Source organism: Actinotalea sp., assembly GCF_035443605.1.
Taxonomy (GTDB): domain Bacteria; phylum Actinomycetota; class Actinomycetes; order Actinomycetales; family Cellulomonadaceae; genus Actinotalea.
In genome coordinates, this window is record NZ_DAORSQ010000006.1 from 21,885 (window position 1) to 37,603 (window position 15,719).

The following is a 15,719-nucleotide window of genomic DNA, read 5'->3' on the forward strand; positions in this document are numbered from 1 at the left end:
GGTCGGGGCAGCACGACGCGGTCCGCGTCCGAGGCTAGACCGCCACCACGGTCCCGCGGCCGGCCAGTCGGGTGCCGAGGACGGAGCCGGCCAGGATGCCCAGCGTGATCGAGACCATCGTCGAGGCTGTCGTGACCAGGGTGTTCAGTCCGGCGGAGTCGCCGTCGAGGATGCTCGCCACCCCCACCAGGCCGAGGGCGCCGGGGACCAGCATCCAGAACGCCGGCAGGAAGCTCGCGAACGCGGCCGGTCCGCCGCGCTGCTGGGACACCAGGTAGGCGACCGGCGTCATCGCCAGCGCACCGATCATCGCCGAGAGGACGCCGCCGAAGAAGATGTCACCGATCACCTGCGCCCCGTAGGCGACGTAGAGCACCAGCAGCACCCAGCCGATCGAGCCACGCCGGCCGCACTGGTAGACGACGATCGCCACGCCGAACACCGCCACCGCCAGCCACGGGCCGAGCGGACCGATCGGGTTCTGCGCCTGGTCGAACTCCACCATCGGCACCCCGACCAGCGTGGCGCCCGCGACCAGCCCGGCGGCCAGCAGCACCAGTCGCATCGCCCCGGCGGCGAGCCGCCCCGCTCCGGCCATCATCTGGCCGGTGGCCAGCTCGATCACGCCGGTGGTGAGCAGCCCGCCGGGCAGGAGGGTGACCAGCGGGGCGATGAGGGCGGCGAGCACGCCGGGGTCCAGGCCGACCCGGGTGAGGGTGAACACGACGACCGACACCGCGAAGGCCAGGCCGACGGTGATGAGCGCCTGGTAGCGGGACCAGACGTTCGCGGAGCGGAGCAGGACGAACCCCGACAGCAGGCCGAGCGCTGCGGCGACGCCTACCCCGGCCAAGGAGGCGCCGAGCAGGATCGAGATGCTGCCGGAGAGGAGCGCATGGGCCAGGACCCGCTGCGGCCGGGAGTAGGGCTTCGGCAGGGAACGCACCGCCGCCACGCCGGAGGTGATCGTCGCGGGGTCGCTCGGACCGGCGCGGGCCGTTCTGACCACCTCGTCGAGGGCGTCGATCTGGTGGAGCATGAGCTCGGAGTGACCGCTGGAGACCGCGCCGGTGCGGGCCTCGCCGAGCGCCCGTGCCGAGACGAACAGGGCGGTCGGGAACACCACCACCTCGGTGTCCGGGTAGCCGTTCACCGCGGCGATGTCGACCAGCGCCGAGCGCACCCCGGTGACGGAGTAGCCGGCGTCCAGCATCGCCTCCCCGACGGCCTCGAGGCTGGCCAGCCGCGCCGCGTTGCCTCCGGCGGTCTCGCGTGCGGGGCCCCGCTGGGACGCGGGGGTGGCCGGCGGTGGGACGGGCGCCGGTCGGCGGACGAGCAGCACCACGAGCATCGTGCTCGCCAGCAGGACGATGCTCGCGATGATCCACGAGATCGGGTCACGGCCGGGCCGGGCCATGGCCGGCGGCTCGGCCTCCAGCACCTCCCCGCCCTCGTCGTCGCTCGGGATCTCGGGCTCGGGCTCCATGGTCGGATCCGGCGCCGGCTCGGCGGGGTCGGTCGGTTCCGGCGACGTGGGGGTCGGCGTGGGCGGGTCCGGAGCGGTCTCGTCCGGCGTCGGGGTGGGCTCGGTCGGATCAGTGGGTTCCGCGGTCGGCTCGTCGACCGCCGCGGGTGCGGTCGGCTCGTCGATCGCCACGGGCGAGGACGAGGTGGCCACCGCCGTCGGGACCTCCGCCGCGGCCGGACCGGCGCTCCAGGGCGAGCGCCGCCAGCACGACAAGGCCGCCCGCCCGTCGCGCTGCCCGGCCGCGCGGACCAGCAGGCCTCACCTGGTCCGATCCCGACACGTGGCGTCCTCACGCTGGCGGGGCGGCTGCAGCACGCCGCCGCACTCCCGTCCGTAGGATGCCAGATCGCCGCGCCGACGTCAGGCCGGCTTCACGGCGCTGACCAGACGCAGCTCGTCGCTGGCCGACGTCAGGCGGCACGCGAGGTTCGCCGCGCGGCTCGCGCCGCCCACGAGCCCGTAGGAGACGGCGACGTCGCCGAACCCCACGGCCTCGACCATCCGACGCACGCTGCCCTCGTCGCCCGCGACGGGGCTCATCGGGTGGACCATGTGCCTCGGCGGTCCGTCCGGCCACCTCATCCCGATCTGCACCACCATCCGACCGCCGGGGCGCAGCACCCGGAGGACCTCGGCCAGCACCCGCTCCGGATCAGTGAGGAACGGGAACGCGTCCATGCACAGGACCGCGCTGAACGTGCCGTCCGGCCACGGCAGCAGTGCCGCATCGCCCTGGACGACCTCCGCGGAGCCGGCGCCGATGCGACCGGCCAGCCGCTCGCGCGCGAGGGCGACCTTCTCCTCGGACACGTCGATGCCGGCGACGCGGGCCGCCGTCGCGCCGTGGACGACGAGGAACTCGCCCCAGCCGCACGCGACGTCGAGCAGCGCGTCCTGGGGGCCGAGGTCCAGCGCGGCGGCCATGAGCCGGTAGGACGGCCGGTTGAGGTAGGAGTTGAGCCAGCTCCCCCAACGCCCGGGCAAGGTCCCCTCGGCCACGTGGGCCTGGAACGGGCGACGGCCCAGGGCGACCACGACCACGACGCCCGCGAGGATGGTTCCGGACACCCCGATGCTCCGCCTCATGACCCTGCTCCTCTCACCCACCATCGTCCTCCTCTGACGGCACGGCGCGAGGGTCATCGGCGCTCCCGGATGCGACGAGCACCCCCTGGCGACCGGAGCCGCCGGCCCGTCGCGTCCCCGCCCGCCGGGCCGCGGTCGTCGCCCCCATTGCGTCCGTCGCCCCCATCGCCGTCGTCGTCACCATCGCCGTCGTCGTCGCCATCGCCGTCGTCGTGGCGGCACCGGTGACGCAGGAGGCGCGTGTGCAGCCCGGCGAACCTCAGGTGCACCTTGCGCACCATCCGCCGCTACGACGACCGCGGCGCCGTGACGACCGGACAGCCGGACGACCGGACGACCGGACGGCCCTTGCGCCCGGCCGGCGCCGCCGCCGATGCGGGGCCCTACGCTGACGCCATGCCTGTCCTGGGCACCAAGCTGCACGTCCCGGCACCGCGCCGCGAGCTCGTCGCGCGGGCACGGCTGGTCGACCGGCTCCGCACCGGTGCCGGGTCGATGCCTCGCCTGCTGCTCGTCGCGGCACCCGCCGGGTTCGGCAAGACGACCCTGCTGTCCCAGTGGCTGGGAGCGCCGGGCTCGGACGAGCCCCTCCGGGTCGCGTGGCTGTCGCTGGATCCAGGCGACCGTGACCTGCGCCGGTTCCTCACGCACCTGCTCGCGGCGGTGCGGGTCGCCGACCCGGAGGCGGGCGCGGATGCCCGGGCCCTGCTGGGCACCGACGGCCCGCCGCCGACCGAGGACGTCCTGGTCAGTCTGGTGAACGATCTCGACGCCCTGGGGGGGCCGACGGTCCTCGCCCTCGACGACTACCACCTCATCGACGAGCCCGCCGTGCACGACGCGGTGGCGTTCCTGCTCGACAACCTGCCGCCGCAGGTCACCGTCGCGATGACCACCCGGGCCGACCCGCCGCTGCCGCTGTCCCGGCTGCGTGCACGCGGGCAGCTGCACGAGGTGCGCGCCGCCGACCTGAGGTTCACCGAGGACGAGGCGGCCGCCTTCCTCAACGACGTCATGGGCCTGCGGCTCGCCCCCGAGCACGTCGCAGCGCTCGAGGCGCGGACCGAGGGGTGGGTCGCCGGGCTGCAGCTCGCGGCCCTGTCGGCACGAGGCCGGGCAGCCGACGCCGCGACGGGCATCGGCGACTTCGTCGAGGCCTTCTCCGGGAGCCACCGGTTCGTCCTGGACTACCTGCTCGAGGAGGTCCTGGACAGCCAGCCCGACGACGTCCGCGCATTCCTCCTCGACACCTGCGTCCTCGACCAGCTGAGCGGGCCCTCGTGCGACGCCCTCACGGGTCGCAACGATGGGCAGCAGGCGCTGGACGCCCTGGAACGCGCGAACCTCTTCGTCGTCCCGCTCGACGACCAGCGCCAGTGGTACCGCTACCACCAGCTGTTCGCCGACGCGCTGCGCTCCCGGTCGAGCGCGCACGACCCCGGCAGGTTCCGGCTGCTGCACCGACGTGCCGCCGGCTGGTACGCCGAGCAGGGACTGCTGGCCGACGCCATCCCGCACGCGATCGCCGGCGACGACGACGAGCAGGCCGCCGACCTGGTGGAGCTCCTGCTGCCCGAGCTGACGAGGCACCGCGAGGACCGCGCCCTGCGCGACCTGGTCCGCGCCGTGCCGCAGGGCGTGGCCCGTCGTCGGCCCCTGCTCGCCACGGCCCTCGCCTGGACGAGGCTCTCCGAGGGTGACCTCGACGGCGTCGAGCCGTGGCTGGACGCCGCCGAGTCCGCCCTCACCGCCGTGGGTCCGGCGCTGGCGATGACGCCGTCGGTGCCGCTCGCGGCGACGCGGGCCCGTGACGAGGAGGTGCGCGCACTCCCCGCGATGATCGCGGTCTACCGCGCGTCGGTGGCCCAGGCTCGCGGCGACGTGGCCGGCACCGTCGCGCACGCCCGCCGCGCGCTCGAGACGGCCGGCCCGGACGACCACCTGTCGCGGGGCGCCGCCGCCGGCTACCTGGGGCTGGCCGCATGGGCCGCGGGCGACCTCCCGACCGCCCTGGACACGTTCGGCCAGGCGGTTCGCAGCCTCGAGGCCGCCGGAAAGGTCACCGACGCGCTCGGAGCCACGGTCGTGCTGGCCACCATGTGGCTCGCACAGGGCCGGCCCGACACGGCCCGGCGGCTGTACGAGGAGGCCCTGGCGGCAGCCGAGAACCACCCCGGTCCGCCGCTGTCCACGACCGGCGACCTGCACGTCGGTCTGGCCGACATGCTCCGCGAGATGGCGGACCTGGATGGCGCCGAGGCCCACCTCCTGGCGGCCAAGGACCTCGGGGAACGTGCCTCGCTGCTGGAGAACAGGCACCGGTGGCACATCGCGATGTCGGGCGTCCTGCGAGCGCGTGGGGACCTCGACGGCGCCGCGGAGATGCTCGACGCGGCCGAGCCGCTGTTCCTGCCGGGCTACTTCCCCGACGTCCGCCCGGTGCCGGCCGCCAGGGCCCGCGTCCGGATCGCCCAGGGCAGGCTGCCCGACGCCTGGCGCTGGGCAGAGCGACGCGGCGTCAGCCTTGCGGGCGCGGCGTCCTTCCTCACCGAGTTCGACCACCTCACCCTCGCCCGGCTCCACGTGGCCGAGCGCCGCGCCGGCGGCGACCGCGCGGCGCTCGAGGACGTGGTCGGGCTGCTCGACCGGGTCGCGGCGGCCGCCGAGCCGAGCGGCCGGACCGGGAGCCTCGTGGAGGCTGGCCTCGTGCGGGCCCTCGTCCACCATGCGCGCGGCGACGTCGGCGCCGCCCTGCTCGACCTCGGCACCGCTCTGCGCCTCGGCGTGCCGGCCGGCTACCGGCGGCTGTTCCTCGACGAGGGTGCGCCGATGACCGAGCTCCTTGTCGCCGCAATGGCGGGGGCCGACGGGGCCGTCGCGGGACTCGCGAGCGGGTTGCTCCGGGCCACCGAGCGCCCGAGCCAGACCGGTCGACCACCCACCCCGGACCGGTCCACGGACCAGCGCACGGCCGACGACGGCCTGAGCGACCGCGAGCTCGAGGTGCTACGGCTGCTGGCCACGGAGCTGACCGGCCCCGAGATCGCGCGCCGGCTCTTCGTGTCCGTCAACACCCTGCGCACCCACACCAAGCACATCTACACCAAGCTGGACGTCAACACCCGACGCGGCGCCGTGCGGAGAGCCGCCGAGGCGGGGCTGCTCTAGCGCGTGCGGGCCCGGCGCCGGGCCCGCACGGGCGATCACCCTCCGGGTCACATCACCTGGTGATGCGGCCTCACCACCCCGGCTCCTACGTTCCTGGACATCGCCAGGGCACCCTGCCCGGCATCGGACACGGGAGCTCGCCATGGACATCACCAGCAGCGGCCTCACCAGGGCAGCCGGCGCCGCAGCGGCGGTCGCGGGGTCGATCTTCATCGCCGTCCAGATCAACCACCCGCCGATGGAGGTCGCCTCCGTCGAGACGACCGAGTGGGTGCTCCGCAGCACCGCCAAGGCCGTCATGACGGGGCTGGCCCTCGCTGGCATCACGGGCATGTACCTGCGCCAGCACCGCCGTGCCGGCGTCCTCGGCCTGGTCGGCTACCTGCTCTTCGCGACGGCGTACCTCGCCATGCTCGGCGTCGAGGCGATCGCCGCAGCCGTCCTGCCCACGCTGGCCGAGCTCCAGCCGGCCTTCGTGAACGACGTCCTCGTCGCTGCCGCCGGCGGCACCCCGGCGGGAGACATCGGCGGCATGCAGACCCTGCTCAACGTCATGGGCCTGGGGTACATCGTCGGGGGTGTGATCTTCGGCATCGCACTGTTCCGCACCGGCATCCTGGCGCGCTGGGCGGCTGCACTCCTCGCCCTTGCGGCCGTCGGCACCGCATCGCTCGCCGTGCTCCCGGAGGCGTTCAACCGGCCGATGGCGGTCCCGGTCGGCATCGCGCTCATCGGCCTCGGCGTCTCGCTGTGGCGCAACCACCAGGACCCCACCGACCAGGCGGTCGCACCCACCCGTCGGGTCAGCGAGCTCGCGGTCTGATGATCACCGCCCTCACGGCTCCGGACCGGCCCGCCGGCGACCCTCGGCGCCCGGTGCGGCGCGTCGGGGGCGGGACGGCCGGCTGGCCGGTCCCGGCGGCGCTCGTCGCGTTGAGCGCCATCCCGCTCACGGCCGGGGCGCTGCGCCTGGTCCAGCTCGCCGGCGGGCCCGCGATGATCCCCGCGGACGTGCGGTTCACCGGTCACGCCGCACCGCTCGTGGTGCACATCGTCGGCGTCGCCGTCTACGCGCTGGGCGGGGCGCTCCAGGTCGTCCCGCGCCTCCGACGCCGCCACCCGGTGTGGCATCGGCGCGCTGGCCGGGTGGTCGCGTTCGCCGGGCTGCTGGTCGCCGGCTCGGCGCTGTGGATGACACTCGCCTACGCCCAGAAGCCGGGCACCGGGGACCTGCTCTACGCGCTCCGCCTGGTGCTCGGCTCGGCGATGGCAGCGGCCCTGGTCCTGGGCGTCGCCGCCGCCCGACGCCGCGACATCGCGGCCCACCGGGCATGGATGCTCCGCGCCTACGCGATCGGGCTGGCGGCCGGGACGCAGGCGTTCACCGAGGGCATCGGCGGCGCACTGCTCGGCACGGGTCAGCTCGCCGGCGACCTCGCCAAGGCGGCCGGCTGGGTGATCAACCTGGCCGTGGTCGAGTGGATCATCCGACGCCCGGCCACGTCCGGTCGGGCACCGCGCCGTCGGGCGACGCCCCCGCGGACGCGCCCGGCAGGGACCGCCGCGTGAACCTCGCCGGCCCCACCACCTACACGGTCCGGGTCGACGGCCACCTCGACGACCACTGGACCAGCCTCCTCGACGGCCTCAGGATCACCCGCGAGGCCGACGGGACGACCACGCTCACCGGTCCGATCGCCGACCAGGCGCACCTGCACGGGGTGCTCGCCGGGCTGCGCGACATCGGCGCCACCCTGATCGAGCTGCGATCGGCGGCTCCCACCGTCGCGCAGGACGGCGGCTCGACGCCGTGACCCCCGCGCCCGAGGCCGGTCGGCGGTCGGCGGTCGCCGGTCGCCGGTCGCGGTCGGCGGTCGCCGGTCGCGGTCGCCGGTCGCGGTCGCGGTCGCGGTCGTCGTGGTCGCGGTCGCGGTCGCAGTCGTCCTAGCGGCACCTGTGACGCAGGGGGTGCGTGAGGTCTTGGACGGACCTCACGCGCACCGTGCGCACCAACCGCCGCTAGGACGACCGCGGACGCACACCAGGCGCCACGCGCACGCCACGACCCCCGCGGCAGCCGCACAACCACGGCCCCGGCCGACATCTCCGCGGATCTGGGCCGGTGGCACGACGTGCACCTGGCGAGACTCCCACCCCCCGGCCTCCGGATCCGTCGGCGGACGAGGTCTGGGCCGGGGCGCCGTTCGGCGTCGATCGGTGCAGGTCAACGTCACGGGCCCGGCCACAGGTGCGGCCTCACGCCGCCGGTCGCGGCTCCCCGATCCGCTCGCTTCCGTCCTCCCCGGCCCGTCGCCGAGCACGCGACCAGGAGCCGCCGACCGGGAGCCGCCGGTCTGCGCTGCCGGCGCACAGCGTTGGCGCGGTACCACCCGGGCGTCGGGCGCCTCCTGCGGCTCAACTGCCGTCGCGAACGTCCACCGACACCGCGGGCGCGACGTCGTACGCCCCGAGGATCGCGCGCAGGGTGTGGCGAGCCGTGTCGCGATCCCAGGTCGCCATCTGGGCCGCCAGGCCGCCGGGGAGGTGGTCGACGTCGTCACGGATCGACTCGGTCGCGAACGTGGCGAACCCGACGACGAACGCGATGATGGACTGCCACATCGCGGCGGCGTCCGCCTCCGTCAGTCCCGTCTGCACGAGGTAGGGCAGGCCCTGGACGTGGTCGCTGTCCACGTGCCTGCCGGCGAACGGGAGCATGTTCGGGTGGGCCAGGAGCAGGTCGAGGTACCGCAGGAAGACCAGCTCCATGAGCTCGCGCCAGTCGGTGGGGAAGGGGCCGTCGAACACCATCTCGGCACGCATCACCGAGACCGCCCCGTCGAGCAGGGCCTGCTTGTGGGGCACGTGGTAGTAGAGGGACGCCGCCTCGACCCCGAGGTCGGCCGCGAGCCGGCGCATGGTGAGGGCCGCGAGGCCCTCGGCGTCGACGATCGCGAGCGCGCGTCGGTGCAGCAGCTCCTTGGTCAAGGGCACCTTGCCGGTCGTCCCCGACGGAAGCGGACGTGCTCCGCGCTCGACCATGGACCTCCTCTCGCCGGCCTTGACCCTAACAACGTTAGGTGGGAGGCTTCAACCGTCTGGCCACCTAACATCGTTAGAGAGGAACGGGTCCGATGGCCCACATCCACGGCAGCGTCGTCATCGACCGCCCCGTCGAGACCGTCTTCGCCTACGCGCTCGACCAGCGCCACGAGCCGTCGTACAACCCCGCGATGCGCGAGTGCGTGCAGCAGACCGCCGGTCCGATCGGCGTGGGCACCGTGTTCGCGAGCGTGATGGACACCCGCGGCGGCACGCTGCGGATGACCAGCGAGCTGACCGCCGTCGAGGCGCCTCATCTCCTCGGTTCGCGCACCACCATGGCGGGTTCGCAGATCGACGGCACGCTCGGCTTCGCGGCCGAGGGCGACAGCGGGCGCACCCGCATGACCTGGGACTGGGACGTGCGGACACAGGGATGGACGCGGCTGGCAGCGCCCCTGGTCTGGCTGCTCGGGCATCGGATGGAGCGGCGCATCTGGACCGGCCTCAAGGCGCGGGTGGAGGCGACCTGACATGAACCAGATCGGGCTGATGCGGGACCAGCTGCCCGAGGTGCAGCGGACGGAGGGGTCCTGGGCGTCGCTGTACCGGGCCGGGTCGGTCGCGGGCCTCGTCTACCTGGTCCTCGTGCTGGTGCCGGTGGTGCTGGTCTTCGCCGCACCGGTGCCGCCGGCGTCGGGTGGGCCGCTGCTCGAGTACATCGCGGCGCACCGGGCGGTCTACCTCGTCGAGCTCATCTGCTTCGTCGGCCTCGCCGTTCCCGCGATCGCGGTCTTCGCCGCGCTCGCCGTCGCGCTGGCACGGGTGGACAAGGGCCTGGCGCTCCTCGGCGGCCTGCTGGGTGTGGTGTCCGAGACGATCGCCCTCGCACTCGGCAGCAGCCCGCAGTCCCTGCACGGCGGTCTGGTCGTCCTGAGCGACTCGTCCGCGCAGGCCGGATCCGCCGCCGAACGTGCCGGCCTGGCCAGCGCTGCCGACGCGCTCATCGCTGCGACGAACGCTGTGTCGTGGGCGGGCATCCTCACCGCTGCGGCGATCCTGATGCTCTCCGTGCTCATGCGGGCGGAGCCCTTCGGACGGTCGGTGGTCGTCCTCGGCGTGGTCACCGGGGTGCTGGGCATCGTCTCCGAAGCCCTCAGGCCCCTGATCGGGCCTGGGTACCTGGCGTACGGCCTGCTCCTGCCTGCATGGTTCGCGGTGGTCGGGTGGCGGCTCCGCGATCCTCGCCGCGCCGCGCGGAGGGGGCGCTCGCGGTCGTCGTAGCGGCACCTGTGACGCGGGGGGCGGGTGCGCTACCCGGAGCGCCCCAGCGGCACCAGAGGCACCATCCGCCGCCACGACGACCGCGGCCCCCGCACGACGAAGGCCCCCGACCAGCGCTTCCGCCGATCGGGGGCCTTCGCTCACTGTGCGCCCGGAGGGATTCGAACCCCCAACCTTCTGATCCGTAGTCAGATGCTCTATCCGTTGAGCTACGGGCGCGTGGCCACGAGGGCCAGCGACGAGGATACAGGTCCGGGCGCCCCGGGCCCAATCGCCCTCGTCACGGCCCCCGAACCCTCGAGGCGGCCGGCCCAGAGAACCCCGCCGAGCCGGTCGCTCACCCCTCGGCGCGCGGCACCAGCCGGGTCTCCAGGAGCACGCCGCCCTCGAGCGTGCGGTGCACCGGGCAGCGGGCGGCGATCTGGCGCATCCGCTCGCGCTGCTCGTCGGTGAGGTCGCCGGCGACCTCGACCTCGCAGACCAGGCGCTCGGCGCGGACCATGACCGCGGGGTCGGCGGCCGACGGCGCGTCCACGCGGTCGCGCACCACACGGACGGCCACCTGGTCGACGGGCCACCCCTTGCGGGTCGCGTACATCCGCAGCGTCATCGAGGTGCACGCGCCCAGGGCGGCCAGGAGCATGTCGTAGGGGGCCGGCCCGAGGTCGTCCCCGCCCACGGAGACGGGCTCGTCCGCGGTCCAGACGTGCTGGCCGGTGCGGACCTCGTGGGTGAAGCGGCCGGGCCCCGTCTCGCGGACGTAGGCCTGGCTGGGCGGCAGCGGACCGGCGGGACCGGCGAGGGGCAGGGTCATCGTCGAGCTCCTTGTCGTGGCGGCGTCAGGCGGGCAGCAGGCCCAGGTCCGCGAGCCGCGTGCGCAGCTGCGGGTCCGACGGCTCCGTGAGGTGCGAGTCGTCGGGGAAGACGATGACCGGGATGGACTGGCGCCCGCCGTTGCGGCGCACCACCTCGGCGGTCCGCTCCGGGTCGGCCACCAGGTCGACCCACGCGTACGGCACGCCCTCGCGCTCCAGGAGGGCCTTGCTGCGCAGGCAGTCGCCGCACCAGTCGGCGCCGTAGACGGTCACGGCCGACGCGCTCGCCGGGGTCGGTGCGGTGGGGCTCATGCCTCATCCTCTCGCAGGGGGCCGACGGCGTCGCCGTCGCCGGAGACGACGAACCCGGCCCCGTCGAGGACGGAACCGGGTCGAAGAGCGGAGACGGTGGGATTTGAACCCACGGAAGGGTTACCCCTTCACGACCTTAGCAGGGTCGCGCACTAGACCGGACTATGCGACGTCTCCAAGCGTGCAGGTCAGGGTACCTGCCCACGTGAGCCCGGAGCAAAGCGCCCTCAGCCCTTCTCGTACCGCCACTCGCGGTCGGTGAGGATGCGCCCGGCGGCGAGACCCACGGCGATGGAGATGACGACGAAGACCGCCTGCGCCCCGGACGTCACGGCCACCTGAGCGTCGCCGTTGTTCAGCGCGACGACGGCCCGGTAGGCGGCGGCCCCCGGGACCATGATGACGACGGCAGGCACCGAGACGGTGATCCGCGGGACGCGCAGACGCGGGGCCACCCAGGCGGCCAGCAGGCCGACGACGAAGGTGGCGACCATCGTGGCGGCCTGGACGGCGACGCCGGCGCTCGCCAGCTCGAGGCGCAGCGTGTTGGCCACCATGCCGATCGCGGTGGCGCCGAGCGCCATCCGGACGGGCGAGTTGAACATCAGGGCGAAGCCGAGCACGCCGAACGCGCTGGCCACGAGCCGCAGCGCGAGCGTGAGCAGGTACGGGGTGTCGGCGGGTGGCACGGGCTCGGGCTGGAGCCCGGTCGCCCACGAGAACGCCCACACGGCCAGCGCCGCCGACGTGAGGATCATCAGCGCGTACGCCGTCCGGGCCACGCCGGCGGAGAAGTCCAGCTTGGCGAGGTCCAGGGCCCCCGTCACGAGGGCGAAGCCCGGGACGGTGAAGAGCACCGCGGAGATGAACCCCGCCTCGTGGCTCGACGCGGCCCCGCCGGTGGCGACGTCGAGCGCGGCCAGGAACCCGAGGTACGCGAGGCAGGCGACCGCCGCCGCGAGCATCGTCGCCGCGAACTGGTTGATCTTGCGGTGCAGGAAGAACCGCCGCACGTACTGGCCGATCCCCGCGGACACGGTCACCCCGACCACCTCGACCGGGCCGCCGTTGTTGAGGTAGGCGAACGCGCCGCAGGCCACCCCGGCGAACGCGGCGTTGGCCCACGCCGGGTAGAGCGGCGGCGTGCGGTCGATCTCGTCGACGGCCGCCATCACCTGCTCGGGCGTGGTGCCCGGCTGCAGCCCGTTGACCATCTCGGTGAGCTTGAGCAGCTTGTTGGAGTTGACGCCCATCGAGTGGACCTCGGCGACCTCGGTGCGGAAGATCGGCCCCCGGTAGGACGTCCCGGTGATCTCCGTGAGGGTCACGTGGGCCTCATGACGGTCCAGCCCGAGGGCCTGGGCCACCTGGTCCATCGCCGTCTTGACGCGGAACGAGCCCGTGCCCGACGTGAGCATCGCGCGCCCCACGCGCAGCACGGCTCCGGACTGGCGGATGAGCTCGACCGGCTCCAGGGCGTTCTCGTCGCGGCTCGACATGGGGGCCATTGTGGCGCGCGCCGACCCGGAGCGGGCAGACCCGCCCGGATCTGGACGGTTCGGCCCGCCGGGACGTGCCGGCGGCGGGCCCTCAGGCCGGCCGGAGCCTCGGCGACCGCCGCCGGCGACCGAGCACGACGAGCAGCAGCGCCAGGGCGGCGAGCTGGCACGCCGCGACGAAGGCGACCAGCCAGGGGACGGAGACCTCGTACAGCGCCCCGACGGCGAGGCCCCCGGTCAGCGCGGCGACGCCCTGGATCGCGGCGAACACCCCGTACGCGCTCGCTCGACGCGTGGCCGGGACCAGGTCGGCGACCAGCGCCTTGACGGTGGCGTCCTGGATCCCGACCGCGGCGCCCCAGCACGCCATCCCCGCGAGCGCCCGGCCCAGCCCGCCGCCGAGCACCAGCGGCGGGACGAGGGCCACCAGCAGCGGGAGGGCCAGCAGGACACCGGGGCCATGCCTGTCGTACAGCAGACCGGTGGCGAGCGCGGCCACCGCGGCCACTCCCATGGCGCCAGCGAAGACGAGGGGGGCACCGGGGAGGGGGATCAGCCCCGCACGCACGAGGTGGTAGCTGCTGATGCCGTACGACACCAGCCCGGCCGTCACCAGTCCGGAGGCCGCGGCGAACACGAAGAACTCGCGGGGCAGGGCGGCGCCGAAGGTCGCGCCCCACCACGAGCCCGCGGTGGGCGCGGCGGCGGCACCCGGGGCCGACCGGCCGCCGCCGTCGGCCGGCCCGTGGCGGTCGTGGTCGTAGACCGACGGGTCGGGGACGCGACGTCGCAGCCAGACGAGCAGCGCCATGGTGGCGGCGCCGGGGACGACGAGGACCAGGAGCGCCGGCTCCGTCGCGCCCGTCACCGCGATCACGGCTGCGACGACCAGGGGGCCCATGGTGGCGCCGACGAGGTCGAGGGTCTTGTGCACGCCGAAGCCCCGCCCGCGCCCCACCGCGCCGGCGGCGTGGGCGAGCAGCGCCGTCTTGGACGGGCTCCTCAGCGCCTTGCCCGCCCGCTCGACGAGGATGAGCGCGATGGCCACGGCGAGCCCGGAGGCGCCCAGCCGGGGCGCGACGGCGAGCATCGGGATCGACACCGCCGTGAGGCCGTAGCCCGCGATCGTCCAGCTCCAGTGGTTGCCCGCACGGTCGGCGAGCGGGCCGACGACGAGGCGCAGGATCAGCGAGACGGCCTCCGCCGCACCCATCACGGCGCCGATCGTCAGGGCGGACGCACCCAGTGAGCCGAGGAAGGGTCCGAAGATCGACTTGCCCCCGTCGGCCACCATGTCGGCCGCGAGGCTGACGAACCCGAGGCCGATCACCATGCGCCACGGCGAGAGGGTCGCGCCACGGCGCCACCCCGGCGCGCCTCGCGGTCGGGCCGCCATCAGGCGGAGCCGGGCCGCCGCCGGGGCCGCGCGCCCAGCCGCGCCCACATCAGCCGCAGCCGCGTGCGCAGCCCGATCGGCCGGCGCAGCGGCACCGGGGACTGCACGTTCCACACCGGGCCGGAGATCCGCACGAGGAACGCCGCCCCGACGGCAAGGAGCGTGACGACGATCTCGGGCACCACCTCGTACAGCAGGGCGTACGTCACCGCCCCCGCGAGCCCGGCGAGCATGATCGGCGGGCCGCGGAAGATCAGCGCCGACGGCCGGCCCTGGAGCGCATCCGCCAGGACCAGCCCGCCGACGGAGGCCACCGTGCCGATGAGCACCGCGGGGAGGAAGGTCAGCCCCGCGAGCAGGGCGGCGTTGACCCCGACGGAGGCGAACAGCCCGATGCTCAGCGAGTCGAGCACCCACAGCGACCGCTCGAGGTGGTCGAGGTAGGCGAGGAAGACCGAGCCGACGACGGTCGCGACCAGCACCGTGGCGATGTAGGCGGGGGTGCGGAAGGCGGCCGGCGGCAGGTTGCCGAGCAGCACGTCGCGGATCAGCCCGCCTCCGAGGCCAAGGCTCAGCGCGAGCATGAACATGCCGACGATGTCGACCCGCTCCTCCTCGCCGGCGCGCAGGGTCCCGACCATCGCGCCGGCCGCCACCGCGACCAGGTTGACCCCCAGCGGGATGTCGAGCACGTCGACGGGCTCGGCCGCGTCGAGGGCGGCGAGCGCTGCGGTGAGGGTCGGCCCGGGCACAGCCCGAGGGTAGCCGGGCCGGCCGTGCCGGGCCGTGGCCCGGCCGGCCGGTGCGGAGGGCAAGGGATTCGAACCCTTGGAGACGGGAGCACCGCCTCAACGGTTTTCAAGACCGTCCCATTCGGCCGCTCTGGCAGCCCTCCTGGCGGCGACCAGGCTACCGGAGCACGACCGCCGCCTGCCCGCGACCTGCCCGCGACCTGCCCGCGACCTGCCCGCGACCTGCACGGACGCCATCAGGATGCGCCGTCGGGCGCCCTCAGCCCTCCCACCAGGGACCGGTGCGCCCCGGGCTGACGACGCCCAGGCCGTAGATCACCGCGATCCGGGCCAGCAGCGGGTCGTAGGTGGCGATGCGGTCGACGTCGGGATGGGCCACGGCGTTGCCCAGGTGGATCGCGGTGAAGGGGGGCACGGCCCCGGCGGCCATCGCGGAGACCCGCAGCGCCTGGTCGGAGAACCGCACGACGGCGACCGACGACGCGATGCGGTGGGCCGCTGCGCGGGCTGCGGGGCCGAGCGGGTCGGCGACGCGGCGCAGCTCGGTCAGGCCCAGCGGGGAGGTGACGAGCTCGTGCTCGTGCTCGTGCACCCAGGGCAGCCATGCGGCGGAGTCGCTGTCGACCGTCAGGGCGCGGCTCAGCGCGCCGCCGTCGGCGTAGATCAGCATCCCGGTCCATCCCGCTCGGAGCCCGTGGGGCACCGGCTCCAGCACCCGTCCTGGACAGCGCCCCCGCGCACCGCAGCCTAGTCAGCCGGCGGCCACCGATCAGCCGCGCGGACGCACGAGCAGGCGCGCACGCGCACGATCAGGCGCGCAGACGCTCCATGGCCACC

At 74.6% G+C, this 15,719-nt stretch carries 15 protein-coding genes and 3 tRNA genes; 6 read left to right on the forward strand and 12 right to left on the reverse strand.

The genetic code is table 11. The annotated features are described in order from the left end of the window. Positions 1 to 34 precede the first annotated feature (34 nt). Together PKY62_RS01570 and PKY62_RS01575 are read right to left on the reverse strand one after the other, a co-directional pair. Entirely contained in the window at positions 35 to 1,486 is a 1,452-nt protein-coding gene (locus PKY62_RS01570) for a threonine/serine exporter family protein (protein ID WP_324534174.1), read from the reverse strand. 402 nt (positions 1,487 to 1,888) lie between these two features. After that, on the reverse strand, positions 1,889 to 2,614 hold the full coding sequence (locus PKY62_RS01575) for a class I SAM-dependent methyltransferase (protein ID WP_324534176.1): 726 nt from the start codon (positions 2,612 to 2,614) through the stop codon (positions 1,889 to 1,891). A gap of 396 nt (positions 2,615 to 3,010) precedes the next feature. Between PKY62_RS01575 and PKY62_RS01580 the strand changes: the two genes are divergently transcribed. The 4 genes from PKY62_RS01580 (at position 3,011) to PKY62_RS01595 (ending at position 7,596) form a co-directional block, all read left to right on the forward strand. Further along, complete coding sequence (locus PKY62_RS01580; protein WP_324534178.1) at positions 3,011 to 5,782, forward strand: winged helix-turn-helix domain-containing protein; 2,772 nt, start codon at positions 3,011 to 3,013, stop codon at positions 5,780 to 5,782. Between the two features lie 142 nt (positions 5,783 to 5,924). Then, the gene (locus PKY62_RS01585) at positions 5,925 to 6,605 is read left to right on the forward strand and encodes a hypothetical protein (RefSeq protein WP_324534179.1); all 681 of its coding nucleotides are present in this window, start codon (positions 5,925 to 5,927) and stop codon (positions 6,603 to 6,605) included. Then, positions 6,605 to 7,351: a DUF2306 domain-containing protein gene (locus PKY62_RS01590; RefSeq protein ID WP_324534180.1), complete on the forward strand. Its 747-nt coding sequence runs from the start codon at positions 6,605 to 6,607 to the stop codon at positions 7,349 to 7,351. The genes PKY62_RS01585 and PKY62_RS01590 overlap by 1 nt, the downstream gene beginning before the upstream one ends. Beyond that, on the forward strand, positions 7,348 to 7,596 hold the full coding sequence (locus PKY62_RS01595; protein WP_324534182.1) for a DUF8691 family protein: 249 nt from the start codon (positions 7,348 to 7,350) through the stop codon (positions 7,594 to 7,596). Before PKY62_RS01590 ends, PKY62_RS01595 begins: the two co-directional genes overlap by 4 nt. A 601-nt stretch (positions 7,597 to 8,197) precedes the next feature. Here the strand turns inward: PKY62_RS01595 and PKY62_RS01600 are convergent. Then, the gene (locus tag PKY62_RS01600; protein ID WP_324534184.1) at positions 8,198 to 8,776 is read right to left on the reverse strand and encodes a TetR family transcriptional regulator; all 579 of its coding nucleotides are present in this window, start codon (positions 8,774 to 8,776) and stop codon (positions 8,198 to 8,200) included. Positions 8,777 to 8,916: 140 nt separating this feature from the next. Between PKY62_RS01600 and PKY62_RS01605 the strand changes: the two genes are divergently transcribed. Beyond that, positions 8,917 to 9,357 (forward strand): SRPBCC family protein, encoded by a 441-nt coding sequence (locus PKY62_RS01605; protein WP_324534186.1) that lies wholly within the window; start codon positions 8,917 to 8,919, stop codon positions 9,355 to 9,357. A gap of 1 nt (position 9,358) precedes the next feature. Then, positions 9,359 to 10,108, forward strand: coding sequence for a hypothetical protein (locus tag PKY62_RS01610; RefSeq protein WP_324534188.1), 750 nt, complete (start codon positions 9,359 to 9,361; stop codon positions 10,106 to 10,108). Positions 10,109 to 10,254: 146 nt separating this feature from the next. Here the strand turns inward: PKY62_RS01610 and PKY62_RS01615 are convergent. The 9 genes from PKY62_RS01615 to PKY62_RS01655 all read right to left on the reverse strand — a co-directional run bounded on the left by PKY62_RS01615 (position 10,255) and on the right by PKY62_RS01655 (position 15,552). Beyond that, a tRNA-Arg gene (locus PKY62_RS01615) sits at positions 10,255 to 10,327 on the reverse strand. A 118-nt stretch (positions 10,328 to 10,445) separates the two neighbouring features. After that, positions 10,446 to 10,922: an OsmC family protein gene (locus tag PKY62_RS01620; protein ID WP_324534190.1), complete on the reverse strand. Its 477-nt coding sequence runs from the start codon at positions 10,920 to 10,922 to the stop codon at positions 10,446 to 10,448. Positions 10,923 to 10,947: 25 nt separating this feature from the next. Further along, positions 10,948 to 11,235, reverse strand: a complete 288-nt coding sequence (locus PKY62_RS01625; RefSeq protein WP_324534192.1) for a glutaredoxin family protein — start codon at positions 11,233 to 11,235, stop codon at positions 10,948 to 10,950. 88 nt (positions 11,236 to 11,323) lie between these two features. Further along, positions 11,324 to 11,412: transfer RNA gene (locus tag PKY62_RS01630), tRNA-Ser, on the reverse strand. A 50-nt stretch (positions 11,413 to 11,462) separates the two neighbouring features. Next, positions 11,463 to 12,734, reverse strand: coding sequence for a threonine/serine exporter family protein (locus tag PKY62_RS01635; RefSeq protein ID WP_324534194.1), 1,272 nt, complete (start codon positions 12,732 to 12,734; stop codon positions 11,463 to 11,465). 91 nt (positions 12,735 to 12,825) lie between these two features. Continuing rightward, complete coding sequence (locus PKY62_RS01640) at positions 12,826 to 14,067, reverse strand: MFS transporter (RefSeq protein WP_324534196.1); 1,242 nt, start codon at positions 14,065 to 14,067, stop codon at positions 12,826 to 12,828. A gap of 62 nt (positions 14,068 to 14,129) precedes the next feature. Next, entirely contained in the window at positions 14,130 to 14,882 is a 753-nt protein-coding gene (locus PKY62_RS01645) for a trimeric intracellular cation channel family protein (protein ID WP_324534198.1), read from the reverse strand. A 53-nt stretch (positions 14,883 to 14,935) separates the two neighbouring features. Then, positions 14,936 to 15,025 (reverse strand) — tRNA-Ser (locus PKY62_RS01650). Positions 15,026 to 15,141: 116 nt separating this feature from the next. Beyond that, positions 15,142 to 15,552: a hypothetical protein gene (locus PKY62_RS01655; RefSeq protein ID WP_324534200.1), complete on the reverse strand. Its 411-nt coding sequence runs from the start codon at positions 15,550 to 15,552 to the stop codon at positions 15,142 to 15,144. Positions 15,553 to 15,719: the final 167 nt, after the last annotated feature.

Coding starts and splice junctions, on each gene's coding strand:
- PKY62_RS01580 (WP_324534178.1), top strand. CDS start 3,011: ATGCCTGTCCTGGGCACCAAGCTGCACGTCCCGGCACCGCGCCGCGAG.
- PKY62_RS01585 (WP_324534179.1), top strand. CDS start 5,925: ATGGACATCACCAGCAGCGGCCTCACCAGGGCAGCCGGCGCCGCAGCG.
- PKY62_RS01620 (WP_324534190.1), bottom strand. CDS start 10,922: ATGACCCTGCCCCTCGCCGGTCCCGCCGGTCCGCTGCCGCCCAGCCAG.
- PKY62_RS01640 (WP_324534196.1), bottom strand. CDS start 14,067: ATGGTGATCGGCCTCGGGTTCGTCAGCCTCGCGGCCGACATGGTGGCC.
- PKY62_RS01605 (WP_324534186.1), top strand. CDS start 8,917: ATGGCCCACATCCACGGCAGCGTCGTCATCGACCGCCCCGTCGAGACC.
- PKY62_RS01625 (WP_324534192.1), bottom strand. CDS start 11,235: ATGAGCCCCACCGCACCGACCCCGGCGAGCGCGTCGGCCGTGACCGTC.
- PKY62_RS01575 (WP_324534176.1), bottom strand. CDS start 2,614: ATGAGGCGGAGCATCGGGGTGTCCGGAACCATCCTCGCGGGCGTCGTG.
- PKY62_RS01590 (WP_324534180.1), top strand. CDS start 6,605: ATGATCACCGCCCTCACGGCTCCGGACCGGCCCGCCGGCGACCCTCGG.
- PKY62_RS01610 (WP_324534188.1), top strand. CDS start 9,359: ATGAACCAGATCGGGCTGATGCGGGACCAGCTGCCCGAGGTGCAGCGG.
- PKY62_RS01655 (WP_324534200.1), bottom strand. CDS start 15,552: ATGCTGATCTACGCCGACGGCGGCGCGCTGAGCCGCGCCCTGACGGTC.
- PKY62_RS01570 (WP_324534174.1), bottom strand. CDS start 1,486: ATGGAGCCCGAGCCCGAGATCCCGAGCGACGACGAGGGCGGGGAGGTG.
- PKY62_RS01635 (WP_324534194.1), bottom strand. CDS start 12,734: ATGTCGAGCCGCGACGAGAACGCCCTGGAGCCGGTCGAGCTCATCCGC.